This window comes from Haloarcula hispanica ATCC 33960, assembly GCF_000223905.1.
GTDB lineage: Archaea > Halobacteriota > Halobacteria > Halobacteriales > Haloarculaceae > Haloarcula > Haloarcula hispanica.
Map to the genome: position 1 here is coordinate 2,430,360 of NC_015948.1, position 25,586 is coordinate 2,455,945.

Below are 25,586 nucleotides of genomic sequence, written 5' to 3' on the forward strand. Positions count from 1 at the left end.
AGACCATGACCATCGAGCAAGAAGAGCAGTACCTCGGCAACGAGCCTGACGAGGTTCCGAGAATCGAGCCAGACGAGCAATGCAACGGGAAGAAAGTCGAGCGCGACGACGAGAGTGAGGAGACGGTCTTCGCTGGATACTGCAACGCCACCGCCGGGAAGGGAACCGACCATCTCGGTGAAGGGCGTTGTAAGTATCATGGAGGGGCTTCGACTGGAGCGCCGAAGGGGAACCAGAACGCTCAGACTCACGCCCTGAACGCCGACCCCCATCACTACTTCCAGTCCCTCCCACGAGAGCAGAAGGAGTATGTCCGGGATGTCTCCGCTTCGATTCAGGACCGGATTCGAGCGCGTTCGGGGGACGTCGATTATCTGGATAGGGTGATGACCCGGCGAATCGCTATCGAACTCCACATCGTCAGTAAGGCCAGCGACTACGTCGAGAACGTCTCCGGGCTGACCGAGACTATCTTCACCGAACACGGAAGCCACGAGAAGGAAGCCGCCCTCCTCGATGAGATTCGGAAACGCGACAAGACGATATTCCGGATGCTCAAGGAAGTCGGCGTTCTGGATGACCCAGAGAGTCAGAAAGCGGATGCGCTCGAATCGTGGAGGTCCTTCGTCGAGGATGGGAGTTCCTGAGATTCACTGAGCGCGGCGAGGAAGCGATTGAATAGCGAGCAATCGTCTTCTGCTCGATAACTCTAAAATCGCCTGAGGAAAACGAATAGAGCTAATTCATAGGTCAATGGGACCGGGCTGGTCAGGTCAAGAAAAAGACTAAGCGATTATGATTTCGAGTATACCATATGGCTGCCCCAGTTGAAGCTATTGAGAAAGAAGTTGAACGATTAGAGGGTGATGCCGAATCTATTGAAGCATTATATACGGATTTTTTCAATCGAATTGGGACCCATTCGGCTAACGGACCTGGCGATATGGTAGTCGTGGGAGGTAGATTTTGGGATACCCCCTCTGACGAGCTAGAAGAACTTCAACGAGAGGCATTGCAAAAATACGAGGTTTGGTACAATTCAGCCACCCCTCTCATCTCTGACTATCTCCCGAATCGCCTAGAGGACTTTGAGCAACATTACTCGGAGTTCAAAGAGAGACTTCAGTTGGACAAAGATGCTCGGTCAGATACTCAAAAGGTACTGAATGCTCAAAATGCGGATTTTGATTCTCAGCGTAGTATTCTCCAGTCAATCCCATCCAAGATTCGAGTTGAAGAACTGAAGGTAAGACGGCAGATATCCGAAGAAGTCTCTCAAAGCGAGCTTGATACTGCAAGAGACCTCTTTGATGAGGGGGAGGTTAGAGCAAGTGGAGTGGTCGCAGGTATCGCTTTAGAGAGATACCTCTTAATGAAGTGCGAGAATGCTAACGCGGAAATCAGCTACAACTACAACGATGGAATTGCGGCTTTGGCTCAGAAATTATACGAGGCCGATGAGATTGACTCCACGCCTGAGAAGCACCTCCAACATCTTGCCGATATTCGGGCGGACTGTGCCCATGCAAATGAAGAAGACCCCGACCCCGATGACGTCGGACGGTTACTGGAGGATGTAGAGGACTATATTCGTGGCAGGAAAATATAGATGGGTTTCAAACCACCACTGAATAGGCTTTAGCGGTCCACTTTTACCACTTCAGTATCTCCATCGGGAGATGTGATTTCAACGACCGTCTCACCATTAGAGCCGGTAACTTCAACGAAGCTTCCATCTGCTGTCGTAACCTCGACTTTGTCAGTTTCTTCTCGGGAATCCAGATACTCCTTGACCATTATCGCAGTCCGGATTGAGCCTAATACGAGAGCACAAAGGGCAATTGTTGTACCCGGTTCCGCTTCTTCAGCAACACCCAACGTTGTCTCAATGTCTTCGTCAAACTTCTCCTGTACTTCGGATTTTAGCCCGCTGCGTTTGCCAGGGTCAATTTCACCGTCTTCGTTCGTAATTGCTTCTCTGTTAATCTTCCAAGTGACGTGTACACCCTCATTCATGGTCATGTATGTTGATGTTGTCTGGGTTTGGTAAGTAACCCGGTGAAGCAATTTCTGGCCTCGTCACTCGTGAATTCGTACGCTAAGGTCTAAGCGCGTTCCTCTCTTCAGCCACGATGAACCACCAGATGGCTACGACTGGACTTGATGACCAAGTGAACCCCGAGGCGTTTTCGGAGCAGTATAGCGCCGAATCGGGGCGCTATCCTGTGAATCTGGATAGCAAGGGTAGGAAGTCCGCCCTCCCCGATTTGAACGGGGGACAAGTCGATCTACAGTCGACTGCTCTACCAGTCTGAGCTAAGGGCGGTCGACACCCGAAAATACCCCGCCGTCCAGACTTAAGGATTGTTATTCGTAGAGGGTGCGCCGAACGGTCACACGACGCGGAGTGACACACCGGCTGGTGTCAGACACGTCTGACCCCGCTTCCGATCTTCCGATAGGCGGACCGAAACGGTCTACGAACGGTGTCCGACCGAACAGAGATGTATCGCGTCATGCCGGTAGCTGACGGGCGTCAGACAGCGCGGGAAGATTAAAATACCAGCCTGTATAATACCCTCATCGAGCCCGATGAGTAAGATAACGTTCCGTGCTGACGACGACCTCATCGACCAACTCGAGGCATTCGACGCCTCGAAGAGCGAGGTCATGCGCGAAGCACTCCGGGAGTATCTCGGAGACGCGTCACCGTCAGCGTCGGAACCACCGTCGGCGGCGTCGGAGTCCGTGACCGACGCCGAGACGATCGACGAGCTCATCGAAGACCGCGTCGACAGTATCATCGCCGACCGGCTGCAAACGCGACAACCGCGCTCGCAACCGCAGGATGTCAACGTAAACATCTCGTTAGACGGCGTAAGCGCGGGGGCAGCGAGCGCCGAAACCGAGCAACAGCGCGCCGGCAGCCGAGGGGAAAGCACCGAGAGCGGACGGTCCCACGACGAAAGTCAAACGTCTGATACGAGCGGGCGTAAGACAGAAGCGGAAACACGGGACAGAGCCGAGACGGAAGAACGTAAGACGTGTGCGCAATGTGGTGAAAACTTGGGTTCTGACCACGTTTACTGCCCGAACTGCGGTGAGAAAGCGTCCCGCCGGGTGTTCTGTGACTGCGGCGACGAACTCCGGTCGGACTGGGGATTCTGCCCGGGTTGTGGGAGACGAACGCCTGCGGCGGATGTCCTCGACCAGACCTAAACCAGCGTTTGCACGCGATAGACGCGCTCAGACGCCGTAAACGGGAAAGTGTATGACACTGCCCGTAAGTTTTAATACATCAGGGTCAGTGGTTTATTCTGCGTAAGACGGTCGTCTTACACAGCGACGAACGCGAGGGGATGCCGCCCTCGTACTGCGGTTTCGCTGTGTAAACACTCGTGCGGGGCGTAAACAGGTCCCGTCCGGGCCGTCTTACCCAAGGGGAAACTACCAAACATGGAGCGTGTGACACTACGGATTCCGAAGCAGCAGATTGAAGAGGTCGAACAAATGGTCGAGACGGGCGAGTACCCCAATCGGAGCGAAGCGATTCGCTCGGCGGTTCGGGAGATGCTCGCCGAAGAAGGCTCCGAACAGGCCTCCGAAAAGAAGCGGTCCTGGGCCAAGGTGTAACGATGCAGGATATCGTCAACGAGGCCCTCGAACGCGACGAGCAAGAAAAGAAGAAGATGTCCGACGAGGACGTCGACGGGTTCGGAGACCCGCGCATCGTCATCGTCGGCTGTGGTGGCGCCGGCAACAACACGGTCAACCGCCTGTACAACATCGGCGTCGAGGGCGCTGACACCGTGGCCATCAACACGGACAAACAGCACCTCAAGATGATCGAAGCCGACACGAAGATTCTGGTCGGCAAGTCCCTCACCAACGGCCTCGGGGCCGGCGGTGACCCATCGATGGGCGAGCGCGCCACGGAGATGGCACAGGGCACTATCAAGGAAGTGCTGGGCGACGCTGACCTCGTGTTCGTCACCGCCGGCATGGGTGGCGGCACGGGGACTGGCGCGGCCCCGGTCGTCTCGAAGATTGCCAAGGAACAGGGCGCAATCGTCGTCGGCATGGTGTCGACGCCGTTCAACGTCGAGCGAGCGCGGACGGTCAAGGCCGAGGAAGGCCTGGAGAAGCTCCGCAACGAGGCGGACTCCATCATCGTGCTGGACAACAACCGCCTGCTCGATTACGTCCCGAACCTGCCAATCGGCAAGGCGTTCTCCGTGATGGACCAGATCATCGCCGAGACCGTCAAGGGCATCTCCGAGACCATCACCCAGCCGAGCCTCATCAACCTCGACTACGCCGACATGACATCCATCATGAACCAGGGCGGCGTCGCGGTGATGCTGGTCGGCGAGACCCAGGACAAGAACAAGACCGAGGAGGTCGTCAAGGACGCGATGAACCATCCGCTGCTTGACGTCGACTACCGCGGCGCAAGCGGCGGCCTGGTCCACATCACTGGCGGCCCGGACCTCACGCTGAAGGAGGCCGAGGGCATCGCACAGAACATCACCGAGCGGCTCGAGGCCGACGCCAACGTCATCTGGGGCGCGCGGATTCAGGAAGAGTACAAGGGCAAGGTGCGAGTCATGGCCATCATGACCGGCGTCCAGTCCGCCCAGGTACTCGGCCCGACGACCCAGAAGCAGGCCAACAAGTCCCGCGAAGCAATTCAGGAAGTCGGTGACGACACGTCCTTCGACGCGTCCGACAACGTCGAAAGCTTCGACAGCCCCGCCCCGAACAGCGGGAGTCAGAACAGCGGCGGTCGAACCACCGGCTACAGCGAGACCGACGGCGGGCAGGACCAGCGCGAGAAGAACAACGGACTCGACGTCATCCGGACGAACAAGTAGCGACGTCCGCGGTTCTTCTTTCGGTTTCTCGGTCGTGAGCGACGCCTTTACTCAGCGGTGTCTGACAGACGGACTTCGGTCAGACCGCTTCCAGCGCGTCCAGCAGATTGCACTTCCGGCAGAGGTCCCGCGCCGTCGGTGCGCCGCAGTTGTCGCACTCGCCGTAGTCGGTGTCGCTGTTCTCGCCGCCGTAGGTGTCGGCGGCTAACGCGGCGAGTTTTTCGTAGCCGGCCATAATCGAGTGGCGGGTTCCGGGGTGGTTCTCTTCGAGGCCAAGCATGAGCTCCTGTATCTCGCCGCGGTAAGCCTCCTCGGCGTGGGGACATTCGGTGATGTGCGCCGGGAGATCTTCGAACCGGGCGTACAGCGCGACTTCCTTCTCCGGGATGTCACGGAGCGGCTTGGCCCGTGGGATGTGGTGGTCTTGCGCCTCACGCGTCTGCTCCGTCGGTGCGTCGGCGGACGAGTCGAACGGTCCCAGCGACGCTTCGAAATGCTTGGCGATCTGTGAGATATCGCCTTCGAGGAAGTTCATCAGTGCCGTCTCGGCCTCGTCGTCGAGGTTGTGGCCGGTCAGCAGTTTGTCCGCGTCGAGTTCGTCCGCGTACTTCGAGAGGAGGTCACGGCGGAACACACCACAGTAGGCGCAGGCGGCCATCCCCTCGGGGTCGTCCTCGACGACGTCGTCCATCTGGACGCCGAACTCCTCGACGTAGGAGACGGTGACGTGTTCGATGCCGAGGTCGTCGGTCAGTTCCTCGCAGGCCTCCAAACTCGCGTCGCGGTATCCCTCGATGCCCTCGTGAATAGAAAGGGCGACCAGTTCGATGCGGGGGTCCTCGGCGAACGTGTCGTGCAGAATCTGCGTGAGAACGACGCTGTCTTTGCCGCCCGAAAGGCCAATTACCCATGTCTCGGGGTCTTCGACTGTGGCGTCGTCGGACACGAGCCCGTCCTCGCGGATGCGACGGCGGACCCGTTTTGTGACCGCTCGGCAGAGATGAGACTCACAGAGGTGAAGCCCGGAATAGGCCGCATGTAACACCGCGTTCTCGCCGCATTTGTCGCACTCCATCGTGACGAGTAGTCGTGGCCGCAATGGTGAGAGGGTTTCGTCTCGGCCACGACAGGCCAGGTCGTACCGAATCGATCACAGCCACACTCACAGCGTGTCGGGGCCGTGCTGTAACGCGTCGAGGACCATCTCGACGGTGTCCTCGCGGCCGCTCGACGAGAACAGTTCGTGGCCGCCGTCGTACAGCCGGATGCGGTCGGCCGGCAGGCGCTCGCCGACGGCACGCGGGTCGACGACTGTGTCCGTGAGCGAGCAAAACGCCGCGGCGGCGTCCCGGGCCGGCGGCAGGGACCGCTGGGCACGAAACACCGTCCGAAGGAAGGCGGGCGAAACCGACGACGGAGCCTCCGCGAGTTGCTGGGCCGTCGCCAGGTCGCCGATAGCATCGGCGTCCAAGGTATCGATAGGGATGAACGGTTTCGTGATCGGCAGGGACGCGACAGCGTCGAGTACCGACCGCGGAGCCGGCAGGTCGGTGTCCCACCATGGGCTCAGGTACACCCGATTGCCGATGCCATCGGCGTCGATGTGGGCCGCTGTCAGCCCGCCCGCGCTGTGGCCCAGCAGGTCGAACCTGCCGAGGTCGGCGGTGTACTCCTGAACCGGACCGACCCACTCCCGCCGGTAGTCGGTGATATGTGTCGGTAGTTCGACGGCGTGGACGCGGTATGCCGCCGCAAGCTGGTCGACGAGCCACTGGACGTTCTGGTGTCGGCAGCGGTTCCCCCAGCCGAGGACGAGCAGGCAGTCCTGGGTAGCCCCCTCGTCGTACACGCGAATCTGCATACGCGACGTTCCCGCGGCGGAGACATAAGCCCGGGTGAACGCCTGACAGCCGCCCGTCGTGTTGCCGGCGTGGGTAGCCAGTTGGTGCGCTCAGGGCCGCCACGATAGCCACGCCCCGTGTGGCTCGTAGTCGACGAGACGTGTCGTTTCGATGCCGTCATCAGTCCAGCGCCTCCAGTCCAGCCTCACCGACTCGCCGCCCGACAGGTCCCGCTGACCGGTGAGCCAGTGCAGCGGGCGCTGGGCCATCAACTCTTCGAGAAACGCCGTCAGCGCCTCGCTCAGTTCCGCCGGGACCTGATACAGCACGAGCGTGTTGACGACACAGACCGGGACGTCGGACGGAATCTCGTCGAGCAGCGCCGGCAGGTCATCGAGCATATCGCCCTCGATAAGCTCGGGCGGGTCGTCCCGCGCAACGGCCAGCGCACCGTCTAAAACGGCGCGCCGCGCCCCGTGTTCGGGCCAGACGAGCGCGCGGAGCCAGTCCCTGTCGGCCTCGTCGGTCACGTCGAGCGGATTGCGGTCGAGACCGACCCGGGAGCGGATAGCGGGCGGCGTTTCCGGAAGCGGCGGGTCGCCACGTCGGACGCTGCTCCCGATGGTGACCGGCGAGTCGCTGTTGCCGACCACACGACCGTCGTAATCGTAGCGGTAGCGGTCAAACAGCAGGTTCAGGCCGGCGCTTGGCCCGAGCTCCACCAGCGCAAGCGGCCCGTCAGCGGCGCGGGCCACCCGTGCAATAGCCGGATAGAGGACCGCGCTACGCCGCACTGCGTTCGTCTGCGTGCGCCGGGTCCGCAGGAGCGGTCGGATATCGTCGGCACGGTCGAGACAGAACTCGCGGAACGCTGGGAAGCACCCGTCATCGGGGTCGTGTGCCGTCTGGGTAATGCTCGGGTAGTACTCGGCCAGCCGGTGGTTGGGATGCCGGTCGAGCAGGTACTGCACCGCAGCCAGCAGGAGATGCGGGGCCTGGCGACTTTCGGGAACGGTCGCTGCGATGTCGAGGATATCGCTGTCTTCAGCCGCCTCGCGGCAGAGATGGGCGTACAGCGGGGAGGAGTCCGCGGCCCACGTCGCCAGATCCCGGAACTGCGTCTGGAGGGATGACATAACGGCGGAGACACCGCACTGGCAGATGAGTGTTCGGCTCCCGGTAGATACTATTTAGACCGTCACACATGTAGCTGGGCCAATGAGTCTGTGCCGGCAAAACGAACTCGGACGAGTCACAGTCCTCACCGCGACGAGTGGGTACGGGATACTCTCACAGGTGGGGCGTCATGGGAACTGAATCCGCGGACGTGGCCGTCATCGGAGGCGGTGTCGCCGGTATGAGCACGGCCGCACGATTGCAGGCAGACGGCTACTCGACGGTCGTTCTCGAACAGCACCACAGCGTCGGTGGTTGTGCGGGCTACTACGAGCGGGCGGGGTTCCGGTTCGATGTCGGCGCGACGACACTCGTGGATTTCGTCACGGGGGGTGTCGGCGGCCAGCTGTTGTCGACTGTCGGCTTCGAATCCCCACCAATGGAGAGACAGGACGCCTACGACGTCTGGCTGCCGGACCGGACAGTGACGCTGTACCGCGACCAGACTGACTGGGACGCCGAGCGGCGTACGAAACTCGGCGACGACAAGCGACATCTCGCGTTCTACGACTTCATCGACGACCTCTCGGCGCGGCTCTGGCGGCTCACCAGAACAGACGTCAAGATGCCGATACGGAGCGTCGGCGATCTCGTTCGGAACGCCCGCGCGGTCGGCCTTCGGGACCTGCCGCTGGCCAGATATCTCCGCTGGACGATGGCCGACGCGATGCGCGCCCACGGCGTGTACGACGACCGACCGCTCCGAGCAGTCGTCTCGATGCTCGTCGAGGATACGGTCCATGCCACGCTCGACGACGCGCCGCTGTTAAACGCCGTCCTTGGAATGACGATCCGTCGGACAGGGCTGGGCCGGGCGACCGGCGGGATGTACGGCTTCTGGGAGTCCTTCGTCGACCAGTACACGGACATCGGCGGGCGAGTCGAGACCGGTCGAACCGTGACTGCGGTGACCGGCTCCAACAGCGGCTTTCGCGTGGACTCGGCGGCTGGTCCGGTCCACGCAGACCAGGTCGTCAGCACTGTCCCAGTTCCCGTTACCAGAAGCCTCGCACCGACGGTCGTCGGCGACAGACTCGACGACTACTGTTCGATGCTGCAAGCCCACGAGGGGAGCGCACTCGTGCTGTTTCTCGGTGTCCCGGCAGCCGAGGTCGACAGCCGCGAGCGGACGCACCACCAAATTCTGCAGGCCTACGACGAGCCGCTGGGCAACGGGAACAACATGTTCGTCTCCGTCTCCGCGCCGGGTGACGACGTGAGCGCACCGGCAGGGCACCGGGCAGTCATGCTATCCACCCACTGTGCAGTCGAGCCGTGGCAAGGCCTTGACGAGGCGGCCTACGGGGAACAGAAGGCGGCCGCTCGCGAGCAACTGTTGGCGGGCGGCCGGACCGTCTATCCCGACCTCGGGACCGACCCGGTCGTCTCCGAGGTGGCGACGCCGGTCACCTACGAGCAGTTCACGAAGCGACCCCGCGGGGCTGTCGGCGGGTACAAGCAGACGCGGGCAAACGCGAACCAGGGGGCTGTGCCACAGAACATCGGTATCGAGGGGTTCTACCTCGCGGGCGACACCACCTGGCCGGGGCTTGGCACCGTCGCCTGCGTCAAAGGGAGCAAAATCGCGGCCGATCACGTTCGTCGGTGAGCATCACAAGGTGGCATGGCGAGCCGCAACGCGACGGGCGCGGAGAGTCAGCGTTTAGGCCGCCCGACCGGTAGAGGGGACAATGAGTATGGACCGTCCGGAGGCAGTCGAGCGCGTCGAGGAGATCGTCACGACGGTCGAAGCGGAGACGATGCCGGTCCCGGTCCGGGAGGTGTGGGTGTACGGCGACGTGGCGCTCGGGCTGGACCCGGTCGAGCGACTGGACGTGTACGTCACCAAGGACATCCTGTTCAAGGACGCGCCGGAGCGCGCCGAGGAGTTCCAGCGCAGTCACGGCGTCGACGGCGTCGGCAAGACCGTCCGCGCCGCGTGGGCCGACGAGCATCCCGAGTACATCCGCGCGAACGCCAACGGCCACGCTGCGCCCGAAAAGTGCCTCGCCGCCCACCTCCTGAACGACGACGAGCCGGTCCATCTGGAAGTGTGTAACGCTTCCTTCGAGGACAACGTCACCCAGCGGCTCAAGGGGGCGAAGATGCGAAACGACTACGAGCAGATTCTGGACCCGCGCGGGGCCTGCCTGTGGCTCGACGGCGAACGGTCGCCGGAGGCGTTCCAGAAGCTCCGTGACAACGAGTTCGTCTTCCCGACGCTGCCCCAGTCGCTGTCGATGCTCGGGATGGACGAGACGGAGGCCGGCGACGCCGCCGACGCGGTCAAAGAGTACCGGGCACAGCAGGAGGGAGCGACGGTTCGGGGCGACGTGGTGTAGGCAGTAGGCAGTCACGGCCGGCTTTGGCAGACCGATTACTGCAACCACGGGGTGTCGACTGTTGAAAACTGATGTCCGCAGGCGGGGCATTCGACGAGCCGCGAGCCGCTCCCGCCGTCGGCGACCGCAGTGAACCGGCGGCTCCAGGTCACGTGACGGCACTCCGGACAGCGGCGGACGAGCGGTGGTATCATGGGAAGACGCGAATCGACACGTGTCGTTCGTAGCCGTTCGCTTTGCAAGGGTCTGTCGGCGGTCGACATCGCTCTGGGCGAGGTCACGGGCATGGACACAGTCCATGACAACTACAACGCGAGTTTGAGCGTACAGAAAGGATACATCCGCGCCGATCGGAGCGTCTCGTATGAACCGAACGAGACGCGAGACACTGGGGCTGGTCGGGGGCCTCGCGGCGACCGTCCTCGGCGGCTGTCTCGCTCCCGGGGCTGGCGGCGACGGCGGCGCGACGACGCCAACGCCGCGAAACGGCACCGACCAGGGCACACCGACCGACACCGAGAACGAAACCCCGACCCGGACGCCAAACAGACTCCCCGCTGGCGTCAAGCGGGTCGACGCGCCGCCGTACGACACTGAGGAGCCCACGTGCTCGGGAGACGGGCAGAACGAGGACTACGACCCGCTGTACCTCTGTGCCAACATGCCGGCCGAGCCGTCGCTGGCGTTCGACCAGCGGCCGGCGCGGGGAACGGTGTTTCGCGAGGAAGGGCTACAGTTCTCTCCCGGCGACGACAGCGGCGGAAACGGCAAACAGCTCTATGCGACACTGTTGACCGGGCCCGACGATGTCGATCGACTCGACGACGAGAGGGACGAAATTCACGCGTTCGTTTCGGAGACGGACTTCGAGCGCCGGGCCGTCCTTGTCGTCCAGACCGGCTGGGGATCGGGGTCGATACTGCCCCATCTGAAACGCATCGAGGCGACCGACACCGGAATCCACGCCTTCGGCTGTTACACCCGGCCCTGCGTCTACACCGCCGATTACACCGCCCGCACAACGGTGGCACGGTTCGAGCGCCCAGACGCACTTGACAGCGGCGTCGTCAGCCTGACCGTCGACCCGTCGACACGGTACAACGTGGCGACGGGCGAGGACGTAGTGACAGTCGACCGGTCGGAGTGACCCCCTGATTCTTTGCGACCTGCCGGTGAAGCGACAGCTATGGCAGCCCTCCCGATTCGAACCCTCCACGTCCTCGCGATGGCGGTCCTCGTCGGCGGCACGACCCTCCTCTGGTACAGCTATCGGAGCGGCGCTATCGCTTCGCTCGCGCCCGCGCGACAGTTCGAGTGGCTGTTCTGGGCCGGCGTCGGCGTGCTCGTGTTCACCGGCGTCGGCAACCTCGGCACGCTCGGGCCGCCAGGACCCGGAACCGATTGGGGACGAACCCTGCTGGCGAAACTCATCGTCGTCGTCGCCCTCGTCGTCGGGTCGGTCGTCCGGACGCTCCTCCTCGTTCAAGCCAGCGACCGCGAGGCAACATCCGGTGACCTGTCCCCAGCCCTTCGGCGAACGCTTTCGCGGGCCTACGGCGCGACAGCGGCCGTCCTCCTGAGCATCGTCGTCCTCGCGGAGGTACTCGCGCATGGCTGAGGACCAGCGTGAGCGGAGAGGTGAAAGCGAGATAGCGACCGGGACCGAGACCGAGCCAGCGTACACCGCGGAACGGGCCGACGCGCGACGGGTATCGCTCGTGACGTGGACGCTCGCGACCTTCGACACCGCCCTGTTCGTCCTGCTCGGCGTCCTCGCCGCCCACGCGAGCGGCGGCCTCGCCGACCTGCTTGCCGGGCTGAACACCCTCGTCGGCGTGGCCGTCTTCTGCTACCTCTGGGCGCTGTTCGTCCTGGCGGTCCGATGGGTTCACGGCCGGGTGGCGCTTGACTCGGCAGGAGTCAGCACGCTCGTCCTCCACGGAGTTGCGGCCGGCTGTGCCACCGGCGTCGCGTTCCTGCTGGGTCTGTTCGCGGTGGCACTCGTGCCGACGCTACAGAGCGGCGGGGTCCGACTGCAGGCGGTGCTGCTTGTCTTGCTCATCGGGGCCGGTGTCGCCGCTGTCGTCGGCGGCGTCGTCGGACTGGTCGCCAGCCTGCTGGACGGCGCAGTCTACAGACTGGCGGGCTATTTCCTCCCTGAAGCCGAGAACGAGCAGGTCACTGAACCTCGCCGACGGTAACGAAGAACGGGACCGTCTCGCGGCGTTCGTAGGCCTCCGCTTGCATCTGCTCGATTACGTCCCGGCCCATCGACCGCCAGCGCTCGCGGAGCGCGTCGTACTCGGCGGGCGTCGCATCGCCGTTGAGAATCGTCTCGCGGTTGTGTGCCAGTCCGGTTCCAGTGGCTTTCCGCTGGGCCGCCTGCATCGCCGCGTCGTCGTAGGGCGGCTCGATGCGCTGCTCCTGGTCGTACTGCGTCGTCGAGACGACGGACAACCCCGCGTCGCGGAACACGTCGGCGGCGTCGCTCCCGAGAGTGACGTCCGTCCGCACGCCATCGAGGAACAGCCGGCGAGCGCGGCGGGCCAGTGTCGGCTCCGCGTCGACGGTCGACTCGACGGTGACGGCGGCGTTGTTCGGCTCGATGGCGGCCACCCGGTCGGTGGCGACGCGGGCGAACTCCCGAACCGCGACCTCGGGGTCAGGGAGGTTGATGAGCAGCGCCTGACACACCACCAGGTCGAAGCTGTCGCCGGCAAAGGGGAGCCGCGTCGCGTCGCCGCAGACGGTCGGGTCGCCGGCGGCGGCCAGCAGATCCGTATCAGCGTCGAGGCCGACGACCGTTCCGTCGGTCTCCTCGCGGAGGACACGGGTCAGTTCACCGGTCCCACAGCCCACGTCGAGGACGCGCTCGCACTCGCCTAACTGCAGGTCCGAGAGCGCCTCGCGGGAGTCGGCCCACATCCCCCTGCGGGTGGTTTCGAGGTAGTCGGCGGAGAACCTGCGCACAGTTCCTCAGAGTCGAGTCGCCCCCAAAAGTACCGCGGTCGAACGCGCTCGAACTTCCCCACAGAGTCGAGAAGCTCGGATACGCCGCGCTCGATAGCGACGTCTATTCGCCGCGGAGTTCCTTGACGCGCTCGATGTTCCAGGCGAAACTCTTGCCGTTCTCGGTCGGCGTCTCGAGCACCAGCGGCACGTCGCGGATGGCGTCGTGATTGACGAACGCGCGCATCCCGTCCTCGCCGATGTGGCCCTCGCCGATGTGGGCGTGTTCGTCCTTGTTCGTCCCGCACTCGTGTTTGGAGTCGTTGAGGTGAACGCAGGCGAGGTCATCGAAGCCGACAGCCTCGTCGAACTCCGCGAGCGTCTCGTCGACGGCCTCAGGCGTCGAGAGGTCGTAGCCCGCGGCGAACATGTGGGCCGTGTCGAGACAGAACTCGATGTCCTGGTCAGTTCGCTTCCGAACCGTCGCCAGATGCTCGAACTGGCCGCCGAGTTTCGTCCCGCTGCCCGCGTCGGACTCGACCAGGACGGTGACGCCCTCGGGGATGTCGAGGTCGTCCAGCACGCTCGCGGCGTTGTCTAGGCCGCCGTCGACGCCCGCGCCGGTGTGAGCGCCGAGGTGGACGTTGACGTACTCGATGCCCAGCTTCGCGGCGGCGTCGACCTCCTTTTGCATCGAATCGAGGGACTTCTCGCGGAGGTCGTCTTTGGGCGTACAGAGGTTGACCAGATACGACGAGTGGATGACCCACGGGCCGACGCCGTGGTCGGCTGCGAGGTCGCGGAACTGCTCGGCTTCGTCGTCGTCGATGTTCGGGTCCTGCCAGACCTGTGGCGAATGGGAGAATATCTGCCCGCAGTTGCCGCTGTACTCGACCTGTTCCTCGACGGCGTTGTAGACGCCGCCGGCGATAGAGGTGTGCGCCCCGACTCGTACCATGCACACCGGTCGGTGATGCCCGACAAAAGAGGTTCCGGAGTGCCACGGTCGGTTATAGCTCGTGTCCGGATTTCGCCGGGGCGGGACGACAGACCGGGGAACAGGGATACCCGACCGCCTCAGACCCACTCGCGAACGGGCGGGATCATGCGGAGGCTCGATAGCGCGAGGTATGCACCGAACAGGACGAGAACCACGCCGATAGCCGCTGGAAGCGGCGTTGCTGACATTAGTAACGCTGCGCCCCAAGAGGCCAGTACGATGCCGATACCGACCAACATGAGCGTGCCGAGCGCGCCAAGCACTGCGTCCTCGGTAGCCACCCGAACAACCGCGTACAGTTCTTCCTCGGAAAGCGTTGCGGCGCTGCCGTCGGCTGCCTGAGGGTCGGCGGAGGTGTCGGCAGCGTCGTCATCAGCGGGGGACGAGACCATGCCACTGCTTGGCCGGGTTGCCACAAAACGGTGACGTAGCTCTGTTGTCAGGAACGTTGGACAGTCCGCCCTCGTAGCCCGTCATTGCAGGCGTGAGGGTCACGATAAATCGACCACCGCGCCGACATCGGTGACCTCGCTGTCGAGCATATTCTTATCAATAGCCAACTATCTAGTTTTGAGCGTCTTCAGTCGACTGGTAATCGACTTATACCGGTCTCGATAAGTTAGTAATAGCCAAATGACCGAATCACAGGCCGCAGTAAATGAAACACGCGAGTTCGAGTTCGTCTTGCAGTTCGACGCGGGAGCCGATAGCCTGATGGACGTGTTCCGGCAGCACGAAAGTCTCTCTGTGTGGTCCTCGGCCATCTTCGTCGGTGACGACCATATGTGGCGGCTGGACCACGCGAAGGGGACGCCCGAGGCCCTGAGTGCGTTCGACGAGGTCTTTCTGGACGAAGACCGCTGTAACGAGTGTTTCGACGTCGTGAGCTGTGATACGACGCGAACCTACCATATGCTGGACCGCGGGGAAACGTCGCGGACGGTGTACACGTTGCGTCGCGAAATCAGCGGCTGTCAGTCGCTGCCGAGTTTCCTGCACCGACACGTCAGTGACGGGGCTATCTTCGAATCCCGGCGGACTGGCGACGAGTACCGCTGGCGCGTCCTCTATCCGGGGTCGAACCCCATCGGCGAGGTGTACGACAGAATCGAATCGAGCCTCCGCGATGGCGTCACACTCTCGGTGTCTCACATCACCAGTGCTGGAAACTGGAAGGCCACCGAACGGGTCGCGACGAACTTCTCGCCCCAACAGTGGCGGGTGCTGAAGGCCGCCGTGACCCACGGCTACTACGAGCGGCCGCGGGAAGTCTCGGTCAAGGACCTCGCATCGATACTGGACGAGCCCCGGTCGACCGTGCAGTACCAGCTCCGGACTGCCGAGGACCGCCTTATCTCGCAGTTTGTCGAAGAAACACTCTGAAGGGCGATCTTTCAGGGTAGGACGCGGCTCGTGGTGGCCCGGCACGGCCGTCATCGCCGGACCGCACCGCCAGCGTCAGGGCGACCGGCGAATCCACTCGTCTGCGTCGAATTTATCCCTCGCGTGCTCGCGTGCGCGTAAGAGTTCGTCATCCGTCCACGAGCCCTCGGTCGCGTCGACCCACTCGGCCAGCGTCGAGCGGAGCGTCTCGACGGCTTCGGCGCGGTCGATATCGGCGTATTCGTCTATCGCCCCGACACGTTCGGTGAACCGCTCCGAGTCGGGGTCGGCGGTGAAACAGCCGCAGTGGCGGTCGGGGCGCAGCGAGACGGACAGGGAACCGTGCTGGATGACGGCGTCCTTCTGGCGGTACTGCGCGTTCCCGCTGAGTTTGCGGCCGTCGGGGCCGACGATATCGTGGGCCGGATGGAGCTGTCGCAGGTAACAGGCCGGCTGGTGGACCGCCGACCGCTCGTCGTCGGCAAACGACGCGTCGACGCCCATGCGCTCGAACGCGTCCAAAACGGGCTCACAGAACTGCTCGTAACACGCCATCAGATCGCCCGGCACGGCGTCGGCCGGCGCGATGATGCCGTACGAGATGTCCGCCACGCTGTCGTGATAAATTGCGCCGCCACCGGTGGGTCGTCGTGTTACCCCAATATCCTCGCGCTCGCAGAACGCCCAGTCGATCGTGTCTGGGTCCTGTCCGTAGCCCAGCGACAGCGTATCGGGCCAGGTGTACACCCGCACCGTTGCCGGACCGCCAGCCGCGACGGTTTCGGCAGCGGCCGCTTCCAGTGCCATCGTCATCGGTCCGGGTCGTGTTTCCTCGCCGATGACGCGCCACTCCAGGTCGGCCAGTGACATACCTGGGCTTCGTGACGCGATGCGATATGAATTGCGGGCTAGCAACGGGTGGAATGACTGACGGGGTCGTTGTTTATGCAAAGAGCCAGAAAGCCCCGGCCGGCTGAACTCGGGGGGCTCGCTGCGCTCCTTGTCACACCCTCCGGTCGTTCCTGTGGTGCTTACATCGCCCGCCTTCGTCCAGCCGCCCACCGGGAGACCTGCGGTCTCCCGAGCAGTCGGCGCACAGCGCCGACAACGCCCCTTTCAGTCCCGCCCAGCATTCTTTGTCCAACCGGCTACGGGTGGGACTGAAAGGGGCCGCTCGCTCGACGTTCGAGGCGATGCAAGCACTGACGAGCGACGTTGAGGAGCGAGGAAGCGCGCAGCGAGTCGCAGGAGTCGAGCGAGCGGGGGCTTTCTGGCTGTACAAACACCTGTTACCAGTCACGAGAGCGACAGAAGTGGGTCCTAGCCCTGGACGTTCCCGCAGTCGGTACAGGTCAGTTCGAACCGACCGTCGGCGAGGGCGACGCTCTGGGTGGTTTCCGTGTCGCACTCTGGACAGTGCGCTCTCGATTCGATGGCGTCCCAGTCGTGGGTCGCGCCGGGCGCGCCAAAGGCCCAGCCGATGACGCGCTCGTCGCCGGAGTTGTACCCTTCCTGAAACTCGCCGGGCTCGAAGCGAATCAGTTCGCCGCCCGAAACATCGACTTCCTCACGGTCGAGGCCGACCTCGAAGGTGGTCTGTCCCTGTTCGATGTAGAACACCTCTTCCTGGTCGTGGTGGCGGTGGAGGCTCCCCGAGAAGGAGTCGCCGGGTTCGAGTTCGAAGTAGTTTGCCGCGAAATGCTCGGTCCCGAGTGTCCGGGAGACAGGCTTGCGGATGTCGTGTACCTGCATCGGATTCCGTTCGACCGGTACGTCGTCGATAGTTACTGTGTTCATGGTCGGTGTTGTCCTGAGTCGGGCTACCGCTGGCCCCTGTGATGCGTTCGCAATCCAGCATTAGAAGGCACTGTTCCGGAGTTTATAGTTTTTCGGGAAGACATACGGTAGTCAGCCGCTCCGGCGGTCCCCGGGTAGAGCGGACTACTCCGCTGGTACGGGACGCTGTTCGAGTACGTCAGCCATCACATGAGCCTCGGCCTTCCTGAGGTGTTCAGCGGCAGTTCCGGGGGCACAGCCCAGTTCGTCGGCGACGTCGTCGACGCTCCCCTCGCGGGGGTCAGCGTAGTACCCGCAGTCGACAGCGGCGGCGACAGCCTCGAACTGCCGGTCGGTGAGCGCCGCCCCGGTGTCGAGCCGTCGGCTGTCGTACTCCCCCACCTCCCGAACGTCGACGGAGACGCCGTCTGGCACCGTCTCGACTGCCTGCTGGACCGTCCCGCCCGGACCGACCAGCGTGAGTCCGACCGTGCCATCGGCGTGGTAGGCGACCGGCGAGACGATGACTAGACCGGCCCGCGTGAGGGCGTCGACGAGGTCGTGACCGGTCGCCGACGGCGAATCCTGTACGTAGAGGAAGAACGTCTCGTCGGGACACGTCGAGATAGCATATTCCCGGACGGTTTCGGCCTGTTCCAGCGCCGCCCGGTAGGGCTCCGGCGGGAAGCCGTCGACATGAAACAGCAGCGTCTGGAGGTCGGAACCGATGTCGTTGCCCCGGAGGAGATAGCTCGCCTCGTAGCCGTCGTGCTCAACGACGAACTGGTGCATCGAGTGGCGGACCTCAGGGGCCATCCACAGCGAGAGCGTGACGTATTTCATACCTGGCTGTTCCGAGCAGTATTTAAAATAACCTCGGGCATGAGGGGACAGGTCGAGGGACGCAAACGCCGAACGCACGGTCACGGAGATGGCCCAGACAGTCCACCGAACCGACGATGTCCATCCGCTTATCGAGCCGATCGCCGACCACGTCCTTTCCACCGAACGCCACGAGAACGCCCCGGCTGCTGTCATCCGTGCTGACGAGGTCCAGACCGTCCTCTCAACGCTGCGAACCGAGGCCGGTCTAGACCACTGCGCCTGCGTCACAGCCCAGGAGTACGCCGACCGGTTCGAGACGATCTATCACCTGCGACGCTACGCCGACCCGACACAGGAACTCTCGGTCGTCGTCCCGACGGCCAGAGAGTCGCCGACCAGCGAGTCAGCCGTGCCCGTGTATCCGACGGCAGCGTGGCACGAGCGGGAGGCGTACGATTTGGTCGGTATCGAGTACGAAGACCACCCCGACCTCCGGCGGATTCTCCTGCCCGAGACCTGGCAGGGCCACCCACTGAGCCGGGACTACAATCAGGACCAGCCACAGATCGTCTCCTTCCGGGAGCACGAGCGCCTGCTCGAAGACCGCCGTGAGGGGCCGGAGACGATGCACCTCAACATGGGGCCACACCATCCCTCGACGCACGGCGTTCTCCACCTGAACGTCCAGCTTGACGGCGAGCAGGTGGCGGCCGTCGACCCCGACATCGGCTACATCCACCGCTGTGAGGAGCAGATGTGCCAGCAAGGGACCTACCGCCACCAGATCATGCCCTACCCGGACCGTTGGGACTGGGGCGGGGCCGGGCTGTTGAACGAGTGGGCCTACGCCCGCACGGCCGAAGACCTCGCCGACATCGAGGTGCCGGCGTATGCCCAGGTCATCCGGACGATGGGCGGCGAACTCTCGCGAATTCTCTCGCACATGCTCGCGGTCGCGACCTACGCGCTGGACGTGGTCGGGGAGTTCACCGCCACCTTCCAGTGGGGGGTCCGGGACCGCGAACTCGTGCAGGACATCCTCGAGGACCTCACCGGCCAGCGGCTGATGTTCAACTACCTGCGGCTGGGCGGCGTCGCCTGGGACCTGCCCGAGCCTCGCGAGGCGTTCTTCGAGAAGATACGCGCGTTCCTCGACGACCTGCCGCACAAGCTCACGGAGTACCACGACATGCTCACCAGCAACGAAATCCTCCAACTGCGAACGGTTGACACGGGCCACCTCCCGGCCGAGACCGCGAAGGCCTATGGCTGTACCGGGCCGGTCGCCCGAGCCTCCGGCGTCGACTACGACCTCCGGCGGGACGACCCCTACGGCTACTACGACGAACTCGACTGGTCGGTCGTCACCGAGCAGGGCGGCGACAACTTCTCGCGCCTGCTCGTGCGCCTGCGCGAGGTAGAGGAGTCCGCGAAGATTATCCGCCAGTGCGTCGACCTACTGGAGGATTGGCCCGAGGACGACCGCGAGATTCAGGCCAACGTCCCCCGCACGCTCCGGCCCGACCCCGACGCCGAACTCTACCGCGCCGTCGAGGCCGCGAAGGGCGAACTCGGCATCTACATCCGTTCGGACGGGACGGAGACGCCAGCCCGGTTCAAGATCCGCGGCCCCTCCTTCTCGCACGTCCAGGCACTGTCCGAGATGGCACGCGGCGAGTACATCCCCGACCTCGTGGCGACGATCGGTAGTCTGGACACTATCATGGGCGAGGTCGACCGGTAGGCCGATGTCCGTCTGGGACGAACACAGCCAGTGAGTTTTGTACGCCGGGCACGTACGTCCGGTGATGACTGAACAAGCGACATTCGCGGGCGGTTGCTTCTGGTGTACGGAATCGGTGTTCAAGCAGGTCGACGGCGTGACCGATGTGGTCTCGGGCTACGCCGGCGGCCACGTCGCCGACCCCAGCTACGAGGCGGTCTGCCGCGGGGAAACGGGCCACGCCGAGTGCGTCCAGCTCACTTTCGATCCGGACGAGGTGAGCTACGAGGACCTGCTCGCGGTCCACTTCACGACGCACACCCCGACGACGAAAGACCGGGAGGGCAACGACGTCGGCACGCAGTACCGCTCGGCCGTGTTCTACCACGACGAGGCCCAGCGCGAAACCGTCGAAGCCCTCATCGAGGAGATAGAGCCGGGCTACGACAGCGACATCGTCACCGAAGTCGAGCCGCTGGAGACGTTCTATCCCGCGGAAAAGTACCATCAAGACTACTTCGAGAAGAATCCGGACCAGAGTTACTGTCAGTTGACCATCCCGCCGAAAATCGAGAAGCTCAAAGAGAAACACGCGGAACTGCTGGCATGAGCTTCGAGTACACGACGGAAGTCGAGGTCCGGTACACGGACATCGACACGTACGGCCACGTCAACAACGCGACGTACGCGACCTACTTCGAGGAGGCTCGCATCGACTACCTGCACGACGTGGTCGACTGTGGCGAAGCGCTGCTCTCGGGCAGCGAGTCGGGCACCGGCATGGTCATCGCGAACCTCGAAATCGATTACATCCAGCCGGTCCGGATCAGTGACTCCGTCGCCGTTGCCGTCCGGGTGCCCCGTCTGGGCGGGAAGAGCTTCCCCTTCGAGTACGAGGTCCGGACCGAGGACGGTGTGGCTGCGACCGGGGAAACGACTGTCGTCACGTACGATCGCGACACGGAATCCTCGCGTCCGATCCCCGAAGACTGGCGGGAGGCGATCACGGAGTTCGAGGGGCTGTAGCCACAGCCGATAGCGTGACGCCGCCCATTTCGTTCCGCCACGCTAGAAATCATCGAGCCGACCGGTGGTTTTATTTTTCATCGAGATGTTGTATTGAAAACATATGGAATATAGTACCGACCTCGGACGGCGCGCCCTCTTTGCCCTCGCAGGCGTAGCACTCCTCCTCGTGGTCGGGTTCGTCCTGTCCCAGTTCCTCCCGACGCTCGTGTTTACCGTCTTCCTGTACTACGCCAGCCGACCGATCTATCGACGGCTCGGGCGGCTTCCGCTGCCCGATTCGTTCCTGAATCGAGCCGTCCCCTACCAGAAGCAGGTCCACGCGGCGGCCACGATCTTCTTCTTTCTCCTACCGTTCGTGGTTCTGGTCGGCTACACGCTCGTCCTCATTGTCCCCGAATTACAGGCGTTCTTCGGCGAGGGCGGCTTGGGCGCGGCGTACCTCGCGCAGTTCCAGGATCTCCAGGGTGGTTCACTGCCGGGGCCGCTCGCCGACCTCGGCTTCACCGATTTGCTGGCAATGGGACCGGCTGAGGTGATCGACCTGTTGCGAAACGCGACAGTCCAGTCGTGGCTGGGGCAAATATCCGATACGCTCATCGGCTCCGTGAGCATGCTTACGGCGCTACTGCTGCGCGTGTTCATCGTGTTCGCTGGAACGTACTACCTGCTTACCGACGGACCGCGCCTCGTCGGCTGGTTCCTCGACACCTTCGACGGGTCGGGCGTCCTCAGGGAGTACGCGGCAGCAGTCGACGAGGAACTGTCCTCGATTCTCTTCGGGAACATCCTGAACGCACTGGTGACTGGTGTAATCGGGATTTTCGTGTTCTCGCTGTACAATCTGGTCGCTCCCGGCTCAGTGCAGATTCCGTTTGCACCACTCGTCGGCGCACTCACCGGCATCGGGAGCCTCGTTCCTGTCGTCGGAATGAAAATCGTCTACCTGCCCGTCGCTGCACTGCTTGCGGTCTCTGCGGTCGTCACGGGACAAACGGCGGCCCTGGCTTGGGTCGTTCTCTTCCTCGCAGTCACGCTGGTCGTCGTCGACACCATCCCGGATTTCCTGATTCGGCCGTACGTCAGCGGCGACCTGACCCACATTGGCCTGTTGATGTTCGCGTACATCTTCGGACCGATCGTGTTCGGATTCTACGGCATCTTCCTTGGCCCGATTCTGCTGGTCCTTGCCGCCCAGTTCTTCCGGATTCTCGTTCCCTACATCATCACGGGCTCGGTCGAAACGACGCAAACGTCGCTCTCCGACTACGACTCCGCGGAGTCGTAACGGGCTATCCGTTCCCGAGTCGGGCTCTGGCGGTCCCGAAGTCGAGACACCGACTGTCTACCGACGAGTCGACTCGGTCGAGCCACCGCAGTTCCATCAGCGAGAGCCGGTAGTGACACGTCGATGGCTCGATCTGTTGCCAGTAGATGTATCGGACGTCGGGTACTGGTTCGGCCTCGTCATAGGCCGCTGGAAGGTCGTGGGTTTCGAGGTCCGACATCGGCACCGGTCCCGGCGTCTCGACGGGTGTGAAGACGACGCCGACGCTACCGAGGAAGGCGACGTTCACGACGAGGACCAGCGCAAGGACGACGCCGAGATTCTGCGCCTGTTGTCGGTCGCGAAGCACCGTCGCGATCATGCCGATACCGATTGCGACGAACGCGAGCCCCGGAATGAGGTCGGTGTAGCCGCCTGTTTCGAAATCGACGAACAGTATCAGAAACGCGAACCACGCTGCGCCGACCGGAATCCACCATTCGGTGCGCCCGGCAACGCCCTCAGTGTCTGTGAAACAGCATCGAGCGGTATGAGCGAGGCCGAGCCCGCCAAGCAAGACGAACGGTGACGCCCATTTAAAGTGGACGACACCGGCGACGAACCGAGCGAGCAACGACGCGTGTTCCTCCGTTTGTAACGGTACGAGGAGAACCTGAACGACCATCTCCGAGGCTGAATGCCAGAGGAGAAACACCGGCATCAACATGACGACGGTAAAGCCGAGACCGCCGGCGACGACACGCTCAAGCGCCCGCGTGTCGCGCCGTTGGATCGCTAGACCGACCACGATCAGCGGGAAGATGGCCCCAGCCTGCCAGTATCCAACACTGGCTGCCGCAGCCACGCCGCTCAGTGCCGGGTAGCCACGCGTGTACAGATATATCGCCAGTAATCCACAGAGAACGAGGAGATATTTCGCTTTGAACCCATACGCCGGCCGGACGGCAAACCCCGGCAACAGGAACATCGACAGGCCAGCCAGCGGCGCAGCGATATCGTCGCCAGTGATGTCATAGACCAGTATCACGACGAGTCCGACGATTGCACACACCGCGCCGCTCATCAGCACCACGCTGAGGAGGTGGAGTCGGTACATATCGCCACCGGACAGCAATGCCAGTATCTCTGTCGTCTCGTAGGACAGCGGGAACTTCGGTTCCCAGGCGTCGACGTACAACCGCCCTCCGCGTGTCAAATACCAGCCGAGGTGCTGGAAGATACCAGCGTCGGGTGCCATAGGCGGTCGAGTGGAATCGAGTGTGATTGTCACGAAAAAGTACAGTTGCGTGCCGACGGCAAACAGTACCGGAAACGCGAGTCGTCTATCGTGGGGATGGAGGGCAAGCGAGCGAAGCAGATCTCTGAGTTGATCTTTGTTTCGTCTGCTCACACGGGCTGTTTGTGTTCAGGTGACCAAAAGTATAGACTAATTTAGAATATATTCAGTAGCCAAAGGCAGCTACTGTTCGCATTACATATACTGCTACCGAAGTTAGGATTGTATTTGTAGATTGATGTGTAGCTCGCAACCCCTTTCAGACACCGTTCATATAAAGGAAGCCTGCAACCGGTCAGAGCCAGCGTTCACGAGTCCTCAGTCGTGATTTGAGCTACAGAGACGTAATACAGCGGTGATACCCGACCGATAATACTACTATGTGAACCTGTACTCATGTGGGTTAAAGTATTCCTACTCGGCAGGACATTGTCTCAGACGCTGTTGGGCGCGAAACACCGAAATCAGGTCCGTATCGGAGTAGCTAGATACCCATATCAGCCCGATTGCAAACCGAACAGCGACGAGGCCGAGACAGGATTTTGTATAGCGAGTACTAATTTATCAATGCCATCCGCCGAACGCGTCGGCCTTTTACCAGTTGGCCCAGTAGAGAACCCTAATGGTCCAGAACGTGGCTTCAGTGATGGCGGAGCTGGAACCCGAGGACTTCCATCTGCTCTCTGGCGTCGAACAGGGGATGCGGTTCTCGGAGTACGTCGCCCGCGAGAAGTTGACCGAATTCTCTCGGCTGACGACGGAGGACGTCGACTACCGGCTCGACCGGTGTGCGGACCGGGGGCTGGTCGAGCGCAAGACCATCCAGTACGAGGGGTTCAAACTCACGTTCGAGGGGTACGACACGCTTGCGCTGCACACCTTTGCCGAGCGCGACACTATCGAAGGAGTTGGGTCGCCGCTGGGCGTCGGCAAGGAAAGCGACGTGTACGAGGCCCAGTCGTACAAACCGGTAGCGCTGAAATACCACCGCGAAGGGTACACCAATTTCCGCGAAGTGATGAAAGAGCGGGAGTACACTGCCGACCGCGACCACGTCTCCTGGCTCTACACCGCCCGGAAGGCCGCCGAACGGGAGTACGATGCCCTCGAAACGCTGTATCCGGACGTATCAGTCCCACAGCCTATCGACACGAACCGCCATGCAATTGTCATGGAGAAGATAGACGGCGTCGAACTCTCCCGAACGAAACTCGAACCGGAACAGGTGCTGCCGATTCTGGATCTCGTGCTCGAGGAGATGCAGACGGCCTACCGTGAGGGGTACGTCCACGCGGACATGAGCGAGTACAACGTCTTCGTCACGAACGAGGGTGTCGTCGTCTTCGACTGGCCCCAGGCCGTCCCGACCGACCACGAAAACGCCAGGGAACTGCTAACCCGCGATGTGGAGAACATCGTGAGTTACTTCGAACGAAAATACCCGCAGGAAATCAGTGACGTGGACAGGGACGCAGTCGCCGAACGGCTGGCGACCGACGCGTTCGATTCTATTACCGAGTTTACCGAGTAGCGATGTTTTAGCCGCTATGCACCGTCTGTTGGCTGTTCACGGACGAGTCGGAGCTTGACCGATCGCGGTCGAAATAAACCATATAATGCGATATCAAATCGGTCAAACCGTACTGACCGGGTCGATTCGAGACAGCGGTGAGAGAGGCGGTGTGTTCCGGGTAGCGAAGCCGAGTGCCACGCGACGGACTCGCTGCGTCGGACAGCGGAGTCAACTGTTCCATTTACCGACTTCGCAGATTGGATTAGGCAGTCCTAAAAACCGCAGACGTTTTATATTATTAGGTTGGCCTAAAACATATGGCAGACGACGGTACTGCGTGCGGGGCACAAACGGGGAGAGACCCGCGGAGGACTCGATGGCGAGCGGTGTCGTATCGTCGAGGACGACGTCGGCACCCTTCGCGGGGTAGCGGCGTGCACCGCGGGCCATATCCCGAGGTCCCAGTGGCGAGCAGTTGCTCGACCGCCCGTGCTCTGCCGACACTATTGGGGGGCGTCTGCCTGATGAGTGGCGACAGCGGTAGCGGGATATCGGGGGAACCGAACGATGGGTAAACGCCCGCAACGGTCGCGC

The 25,586-nt window shown here is 62.6% G+C and carries 27 protein-coding genes and 1 tRNA gene; 16 read left to right on the plus strand and 12 right to left on the minus strand.

The genetic code is table 11. The features are described from left to right. The first annotated feature begins 5 nt into the window (after positions 1-5). Positions 6-647: a hypothetical protein gene (locus tag HAH_RS20140; RefSeq protein WP_014041190.1), complete on the plus strand. Its 642-nt coding sequence runs from the start codon at positions 6-8 to the stop codon at positions 645-647. A gap of 167 nt (positions 648-814) precedes the next feature. Next, positions 815-1,609 (plus strand): hypothetical protein, encoded by a 795-nt coding sequence (locus HAH_RS12160; RefSeq protein WP_023843403.1) that lies wholly within the window; start codon positions 815-817, stop codon positions 1,607-1,609. A 29-nt stretch (positions 1,610-1,638) separates the two neighbouring features. Here the strand turns inward: HAH_RS12160 and HAH_RS12165 are convergent, their stop codons facing one another. Beyond that, the gene (locus HAH_RS12165) at positions 1,639-2,022 is read right to left on the minus strand and encodes a hypothetical protein (RefSeq protein ID WP_014041191.1); all 384 of its coding nucleotides are present in this window, start codon (positions 2,020-2,022) and stop codon (positions 1,639-1,641) included. A 230-nt stretch (positions 2,023-2,252) separates the two neighbouring features. Further along, positions 2,253-2,326: transfer RNA gene (locus HAH_RS12170), tRNA-Tyr, on the minus strand. A gap of 266 nt (positions 2,327-2,592) precedes the next feature. Here HAH_RS12170 and HAH_RS12175 point away from each other — a divergent pair. From HAH_RS12175 to ftsZ, 3 genes are all read left to right on the plus strand, one after another. Next, complete coding sequence (locus HAH_RS12175; RefSeq protein WP_014041192.1) at positions 2,593-3,219, plus strand: double zinc ribbon domain-containing protein; 627 nt, start codon at positions 2,593-2,595, stop codon at positions 3,217-3,219. 237 nt (positions 3,220-3,456) lie between these two features. After that, on the plus strand, positions 3,457-3,633 hold the full coding sequence (locus HAH_RS12180; protein WP_004515010.1) for a ribbon-helix-helix domain-containing protein: 177 nt from the start codon (positions 3,457-3,459) through the stop codon (positions 3,631-3,633). 2 nt (positions 3,634-3,635) lie between these two features. Continuing rightward, complete coding sequence (gene ftsZ / locus HAH_RS12185) at positions 3,636-4,874, plus strand: cell division protein FtsZ (RefSeq protein WP_005537569.1); 1,239 nt, start codon at positions 3,636-3,638, stop codon at positions 4,872-4,874. Positions 4,875-4,953: 79 nt separating this feature from the next. Here the strand turns inward: ftsZ and ncsA are convergent, their stop codons facing one another. The 3 genes from ncsA to HAH_RS12200 form a co-directional block, all read right to left on the minus strand. Beyond that, entirely contained in the window at positions 4,954-5,949 is a 996-nt protein-coding gene (ncsA, locus tag HAH_RS12190; protein WP_014041194.1) for a tRNA 2-thiolation protein NcsA, read from the minus strand. A gap of 87 nt (positions 5,950-6,036) precedes the next feature. Continuing rightward, a complete protein-coding gene (locus HAH_RS12195; RefSeq protein ID WP_014041195.1) occupies positions 6,037-6,735 on the minus strand; it encodes an alpha/beta hydrolase in 699 nt (232 codons plus the stop codon). A 90-nt stretch (positions 6,736-6,825) separates the two neighbouring features. Continuing rightward, positions 6,826-7,851 (minus strand): DUF2332 domain-containing protein, encoded by a 1,026-nt coding sequence (locus HAH_RS12200; RefSeq protein WP_014041196.1) that lies wholly within the window; start codon positions 7,849-7,851, stop codon positions 6,826-6,828. Between the two features lie 170 nt (positions 7,852-8,021). On the opposite strand from HAH_RS12200, the gene HAH_RS12205 reads away from it, so the two are divergent. From HAH_RS12205 to HAH_RS12225, 5 genes are all read left to right on the plus strand, one after another. Next, positions 8,022-9,500, plus strand: a complete 1,479-nt coding sequence (locus tag HAH_RS12205; RefSeq protein WP_014041197.1) for a phytoene desaturase family protein — start codon at positions 8,022-8,024, stop codon at positions 9,498-9,500. Between the two features lie 88 nt (positions 9,501-9,588). Then, positions 9,589-10,233 (plus strand): DUF7095 family protein, encoded by a 645-nt coding sequence (locus tag HAH_RS12210; protein ID WP_014041198.1) that lies wholly within the window; start codon positions 9,589-9,591, stop codon positions 10,231-10,233. Between the two features lie 364 nt (positions 10,234-10,597). Beyond that, the gene (locus tag HAH_RS12215) at positions 10,598-11,380 is read left to right on the plus strand and encodes a hypothetical protein (RefSeq protein ID WP_014041199.1); all 783 of its coding nucleotides are present in this window, start codon (positions 10,598-10,600) and stop codon (positions 11,378-11,380) included. 39 nt (positions 11,381-11,419) lie between these two features. Next, positions 11,420-11,851 (plus strand): CopD family protein, encoded by a 432-nt coding sequence (locus HAH_RS12220; RefSeq protein WP_014041200.1) that lies wholly within the window; start codon positions 11,420-11,422, stop codon positions 11,849-11,851. After that, positions 11,844-12,434, plus strand: a complete 591-nt coding sequence (locus tag HAH_RS12225; protein ID WP_014041201.1) for a hypothetical protein — start codon at positions 11,844-11,846, stop codon at positions 12,432-12,434. The genes HAH_RS12220 and HAH_RS12225 overlap by 8 nt, the downstream gene beginning before the upstream one ends. Here HAH_RS12225 and HAH_RS12230 read toward each other — a convergent pair. From HAH_RS12230 to HAH_RS12240, 3 genes are all read right to left on the minus strand, one after another. Next, a complete protein-coding gene (locus HAH_RS12230) occupies positions 12,412-13,158 on the minus strand; it encodes a class I SAM-dependent methyltransferase (RefSeq protein ID WP_014041202.1) in 747 nt (248 codons plus the stop codon). The genes HAH_RS12225 and HAH_RS12230 overlap by 23 nt on opposite strands. 148 nt (positions 13,159-13,306) lie before the next feature. Beyond that, positions 13,307-14,140, minus strand: coding sequence for a deoxyribonuclease IV (locus HAH_RS12235; RefSeq protein ID WP_014041203.1), 834 nt, complete (start codon positions 14,138-14,140; stop codon positions 13,307-13,309). Between the two features lie 119 nt (positions 14,141-14,259). Further along, complete coding sequence (locus HAH_RS12240) at positions 14,260-14,574, minus strand: hypothetical protein (RefSeq protein WP_008308090.1); 315 nt, start codon at positions 14,572-14,574, stop codon at positions 14,260-14,262. A gap of 241 nt (positions 14,575-14,815) precedes the next feature. On the opposite strand from HAH_RS12240, the gene HAH_RS12245 reads away from it, so the two are divergent. After that, positions 14,816-15,565, plus strand: a complete 750-nt coding sequence (locus HAH_RS12245) for a helix-turn-helix domain-containing protein (protein WP_014041204.1) — start codon at positions 14,816-14,818, stop codon at positions 15,563-15,565. 75 nt (positions 15,566-15,640) lie between these two features. Here HAH_RS12245 and HAH_RS12250 read toward each other — a convergent pair whose 3' ends face one another. The 3 genes from HAH_RS12250 to HAH_RS12260 all read right to left on the minus strand — a co-directional run bounded on the left by HAH_RS12250 (position 15,641) and on the right by HAH_RS12260 (position 18,184). After that, on the minus strand, positions 15,641-16,435 hold the full coding sequence (locus HAH_RS12250; protein WP_014041205.1) for a lipoate--protein ligase family protein: 795 nt from the start codon (positions 16,433-16,435) through the stop codon (positions 15,641-15,643). A gap of 450 nt (positions 16,436-16,885) precedes the next feature. Continuing rightward, on the minus strand, positions 16,886-17,362 hold the full coding sequence (locus tag HAH_RS12255) for a cupin domain-containing protein (protein ID WP_014041206.1): 477 nt from the start codon (positions 17,360-17,362) through the stop codon (positions 16,886-16,888). Positions 17,363-17,506: 144 nt separating this feature from the next. Then, on the minus strand, positions 17,507-18,184 hold the full coding sequence (locus HAH_RS12260; RefSeq protein ID WP_014041207.1) for a helix-turn-helix domain-containing protein: 678 nt from the start codon (positions 18,182-18,184) through the stop codon (positions 17,507-17,509). Positions 18,185-18,272: 88 nt separating this feature from the next. Here HAH_RS12260 and HAH_RS12265 point away from each other — a divergent pair, with 88 nt between their 5' ends. From HAH_RS12265 to HAH_RS12280, 4 genes are all read left to right on the plus strand, one after another. After that, the gene (locus HAH_RS12265) at positions 18,273-19,910 is read left to right on the plus strand and encodes an NADH-quinone oxidoreductase subunit D (protein WP_014041208.1); all 1,638 of its coding nucleotides are present in this window, start codon (positions 18,273-18,275) and stop codon (positions 19,908-19,910) included. A 64-nt stretch (positions 19,911-19,974) separates the two neighbouring features. Beyond that, positions 19,975-20,499: a peptide-methionine (S)-S-oxide reductase MsrA gene (gene msrA, locus HAH_RS12270; protein ID WP_023843406.1), complete on the plus strand. Its 525-nt coding sequence runs from the start codon at positions 19,975-19,977 to the stop codon at positions 20,497-20,499. After that, positions 20,496-20,915 carry an acyl-CoA thioesterase gene (locus HAH_RS12275; protein WP_014041210.1) on the plus strand — a complete coding sequence of 140 codons (420 nt, stop codon included), beginning with the start codon at positions 20,496-20,498 and terminating at the stop codon, positions 20,913-20,915. The genes msrA and HAH_RS12275 overlap by 4 nt, the downstream gene beginning before the upstream one ends. 103 nt (positions 20,916-21,018) lie before the next feature. Next, a complete protein-coding gene (locus HAH_RS12280; RefSeq protein ID WP_014041211.1) occupies positions 21,019-22,203 on the plus strand; it encodes an AI-2E family transporter in 1,185 nt (394 codons plus the stop codon). Between the two features lie 4 nt (positions 22,204-22,207). Here the strand turns inward: HAH_RS12280 and HAH_RS12285 are convergent, their stop codons facing one another. Further along, entirely contained in the window at positions 22,208-23,440 is a 1,233-nt protein-coding gene (locus HAH_RS12285) for a DolP-mannose mannosyltransferase (RefSeq protein WP_044952015.1), read from the minus strand. 661 nt (positions 23,441-24,101) lie between these two features. Between HAH_RS12285 and HAH_RS12290 the strand changes: the two genes are divergently transcribed. Further along, complete coding sequence (locus HAH_RS12290) at positions 24,102-25,010, plus strand: serine/threonine-protein kinase RIO2 (protein ID WP_014041213.1); 909 nt, start codon at positions 24,102-24,104, stop codon at positions 25,008-25,010. The last annotated feature ends 576 nt before the right edge of the window (positions 25,011-25,586 follow it).

What these genes read in the sequence shown, in the direction of transcription:
- HAH_RS20140 (WP_014041190.1), top strand. Translation starts at nt 6, where the DNA reads ATGACCATCGAGCAAGAAGAGCAGTACCTCGGCAACGAGCCTGACGAG.
- HAH_RS12215 (WP_014041199.1), top strand. Translation starts at nt 10,598, where the DNA reads ATGAACCGAACGAGACGCGAGACACTGGGGCTGGTCGGGGGCCTCGCG.
- HAH_RS12225 (WP_014041201.1), top strand. Translation starts at nt 11,844, where the DNA reads ATGGCTGAGGACCAGCGTGAGCGGAGAGGTGAAAGCGAGATAGCGACC.
- msrA (WP_023843406.1), top strand. Translation starts at nt 19,975, where the DNA reads ATGACTGAACAAGCGACATTCGCGGGCGGTTGCTTCTGGTGTACGGAA.
- HAH_RS12285 (WP_044952015.1), bottom strand. Translation starts at nt 23,440, where the DNA reads ATGGCACCCGACGCTGGTATCTTCCAGCACCTCGGCTGGTATTTGACA.
- HAH_RS12290 (WP_014041213.1), top strand. Translation starts at nt 24,102, where the DNA reads ATGGTCCAGAACGTGGCTTCAGTGATGGCGGAGCTGGAACCCGAGGAC.
- HAH_RS12210 (WP_014041198.1), top strand. Translation starts at nt 9,589, where the DNA reads ATGGACCGTCCGGAGGCAGTCGAGCGCGTCGAGGAGATCGTCACGACG.
- HAH_RS12160 (WP_023843403.1), top strand. Translation starts at nt 815, where the DNA reads ATGGCTGCCCCAGTTGAAGCTATTGAGAAAGAAGTTGAACGATTAGAG.
- HAH_RS12245 (WP_014041204.1), top strand. Translation starts at nt 14,816, where the DNA reads ATGACCGAATCACAGGCCGCAGTAAATGAAACACGCGAGTTCGAGTTC.
- ftsZ (WP_005537569.1), top strand. Translation starts at nt 3,636, where the DNA reads ATGCAGGATATCGTCAACGAGGCCCTCGAACGCGACGAGCAAGAAAAG.
- HAH_RS12280 (WP_014041211.1), top strand. Translation starts at nt 21,019, where the DNA reads ATGGAATATAGTACCGACCTCGGACGGCGCGCCCTCTTTGCCCTCGCA.
- HAH_RS12230 (WP_014041202.1), bottom strand. Translation starts at nt 13,158, where the DNA reads ATGTGGGCCGACTCCCGCGAGGCGCTCTCGGACCTGCAGTTAGGCGAG.
- HAH_RS12275 (WP_014041210.1), top strand. Translation starts at nt 20,496, where the DNA reads ATGAGCTTCGAGTACACGACGGAAGTCGAGGTCCGGTACACGGACATC.
- HAH_RS12175 (WP_014041192.1), top strand. Translation starts at nt 2,593, where the DNA reads ATGAGTAAGATAACGTTCCGTGCTGACGACGACCTCATCGACCAACTC.
- HAH_RS12165 (WP_014041191.1), bottom strand. Translation starts at nt 2,022, where the DNA reads ATGACCATGAATGAGGGTGTACACGTCACTTGGAAGATTAACAGAGAA.
- HAH_RS12265 (WP_014041208.1), top strand. Translation starts at nt 18,273, where the DNA reads ATGGCCCAGACAGTCCACCGAACCGACGATGTCCATCCGCTTATCGAG.
- HAH_RS12240 (WP_008308090.1), bottom strand. Translation starts at nt 14,574, where the DNA reads ATGGTCTCGTCCCCCGCTGATGACGACGCTGCCGACACCTCCGCCGAC.
- HAH_RS12250 (WP_014041205.1), bottom strand. Translation starts at nt 16,435, where the DNA reads ATGTCACTGGCCGACCTGGAGTGGCGCGTCATCGGCGAGGAAACACGA.
- HAH_RS12180 (WP_004515010.1), top strand. Translation starts at nt 3,457, where the DNA reads ATGGAGCGTGTGACACTACGGATTCCGAAGCAGCAGATTGAAGAGGTC.
- HAH_RS12205 (WP_014041197.1), top strand. Translation starts at nt 8,022, where the DNA reads ATGGGAACTGAATCCGCGGACGTGGCCGTCATCGGAGGCGGTGTCGCC.
- HAH_RS12260 (WP_014041207.1), bottom strand. Translation starts at nt 18,184, where the DNA reads ATGAAATACGTCACGCTCTCGCTGTGGATGGCCCCTGAGGTCCGCCAC.
- HAH_RS12255 (WP_014041206.1), bottom strand. Translation starts at nt 17,362, where the DNA reads ATGAACACAGTAACTATCGACGACGTACCGGTCGAACGGAATCCGATG.
- HAH_RS12195 (WP_014041195.1), bottom strand. Translation starts at nt 6,735, where the DNA reads ATGCAGATTCGCGTGTACGACGAGGGGGCTACCCAGGACTGCCTGCTC.
- HAH_RS12200 (WP_014041196.1), bottom strand. Translation starts at nt 7,851, where the DNA reads ATGTCATCCCTCCAGACGCAGTTCCGGGATCTGGCGACGTGGGCCGCG.
- ncsA (WP_014041194.1), bottom strand. Translation starts at nt 5,949, where the DNA reads ATGGAGTGCGACAAATGCGGCGAGAACGCGGTGTTACATGCGGCCTAT.
- HAH_RS12235 (WP_014041203.1), bottom strand. Translation starts at nt 14,140, where the DNA reads ATGGTACGAGTCGGGGCGCACACCTCTATCGCCGGCGGCGTCTACAAC.
- HAH_RS12220 (WP_014041200.1), top strand. Translation starts at nt 11,420, where the DNA reads ATGGCAGCCCTCCCGATTCGAACCCTCCACGTCCTCGCGATGGCGGTC.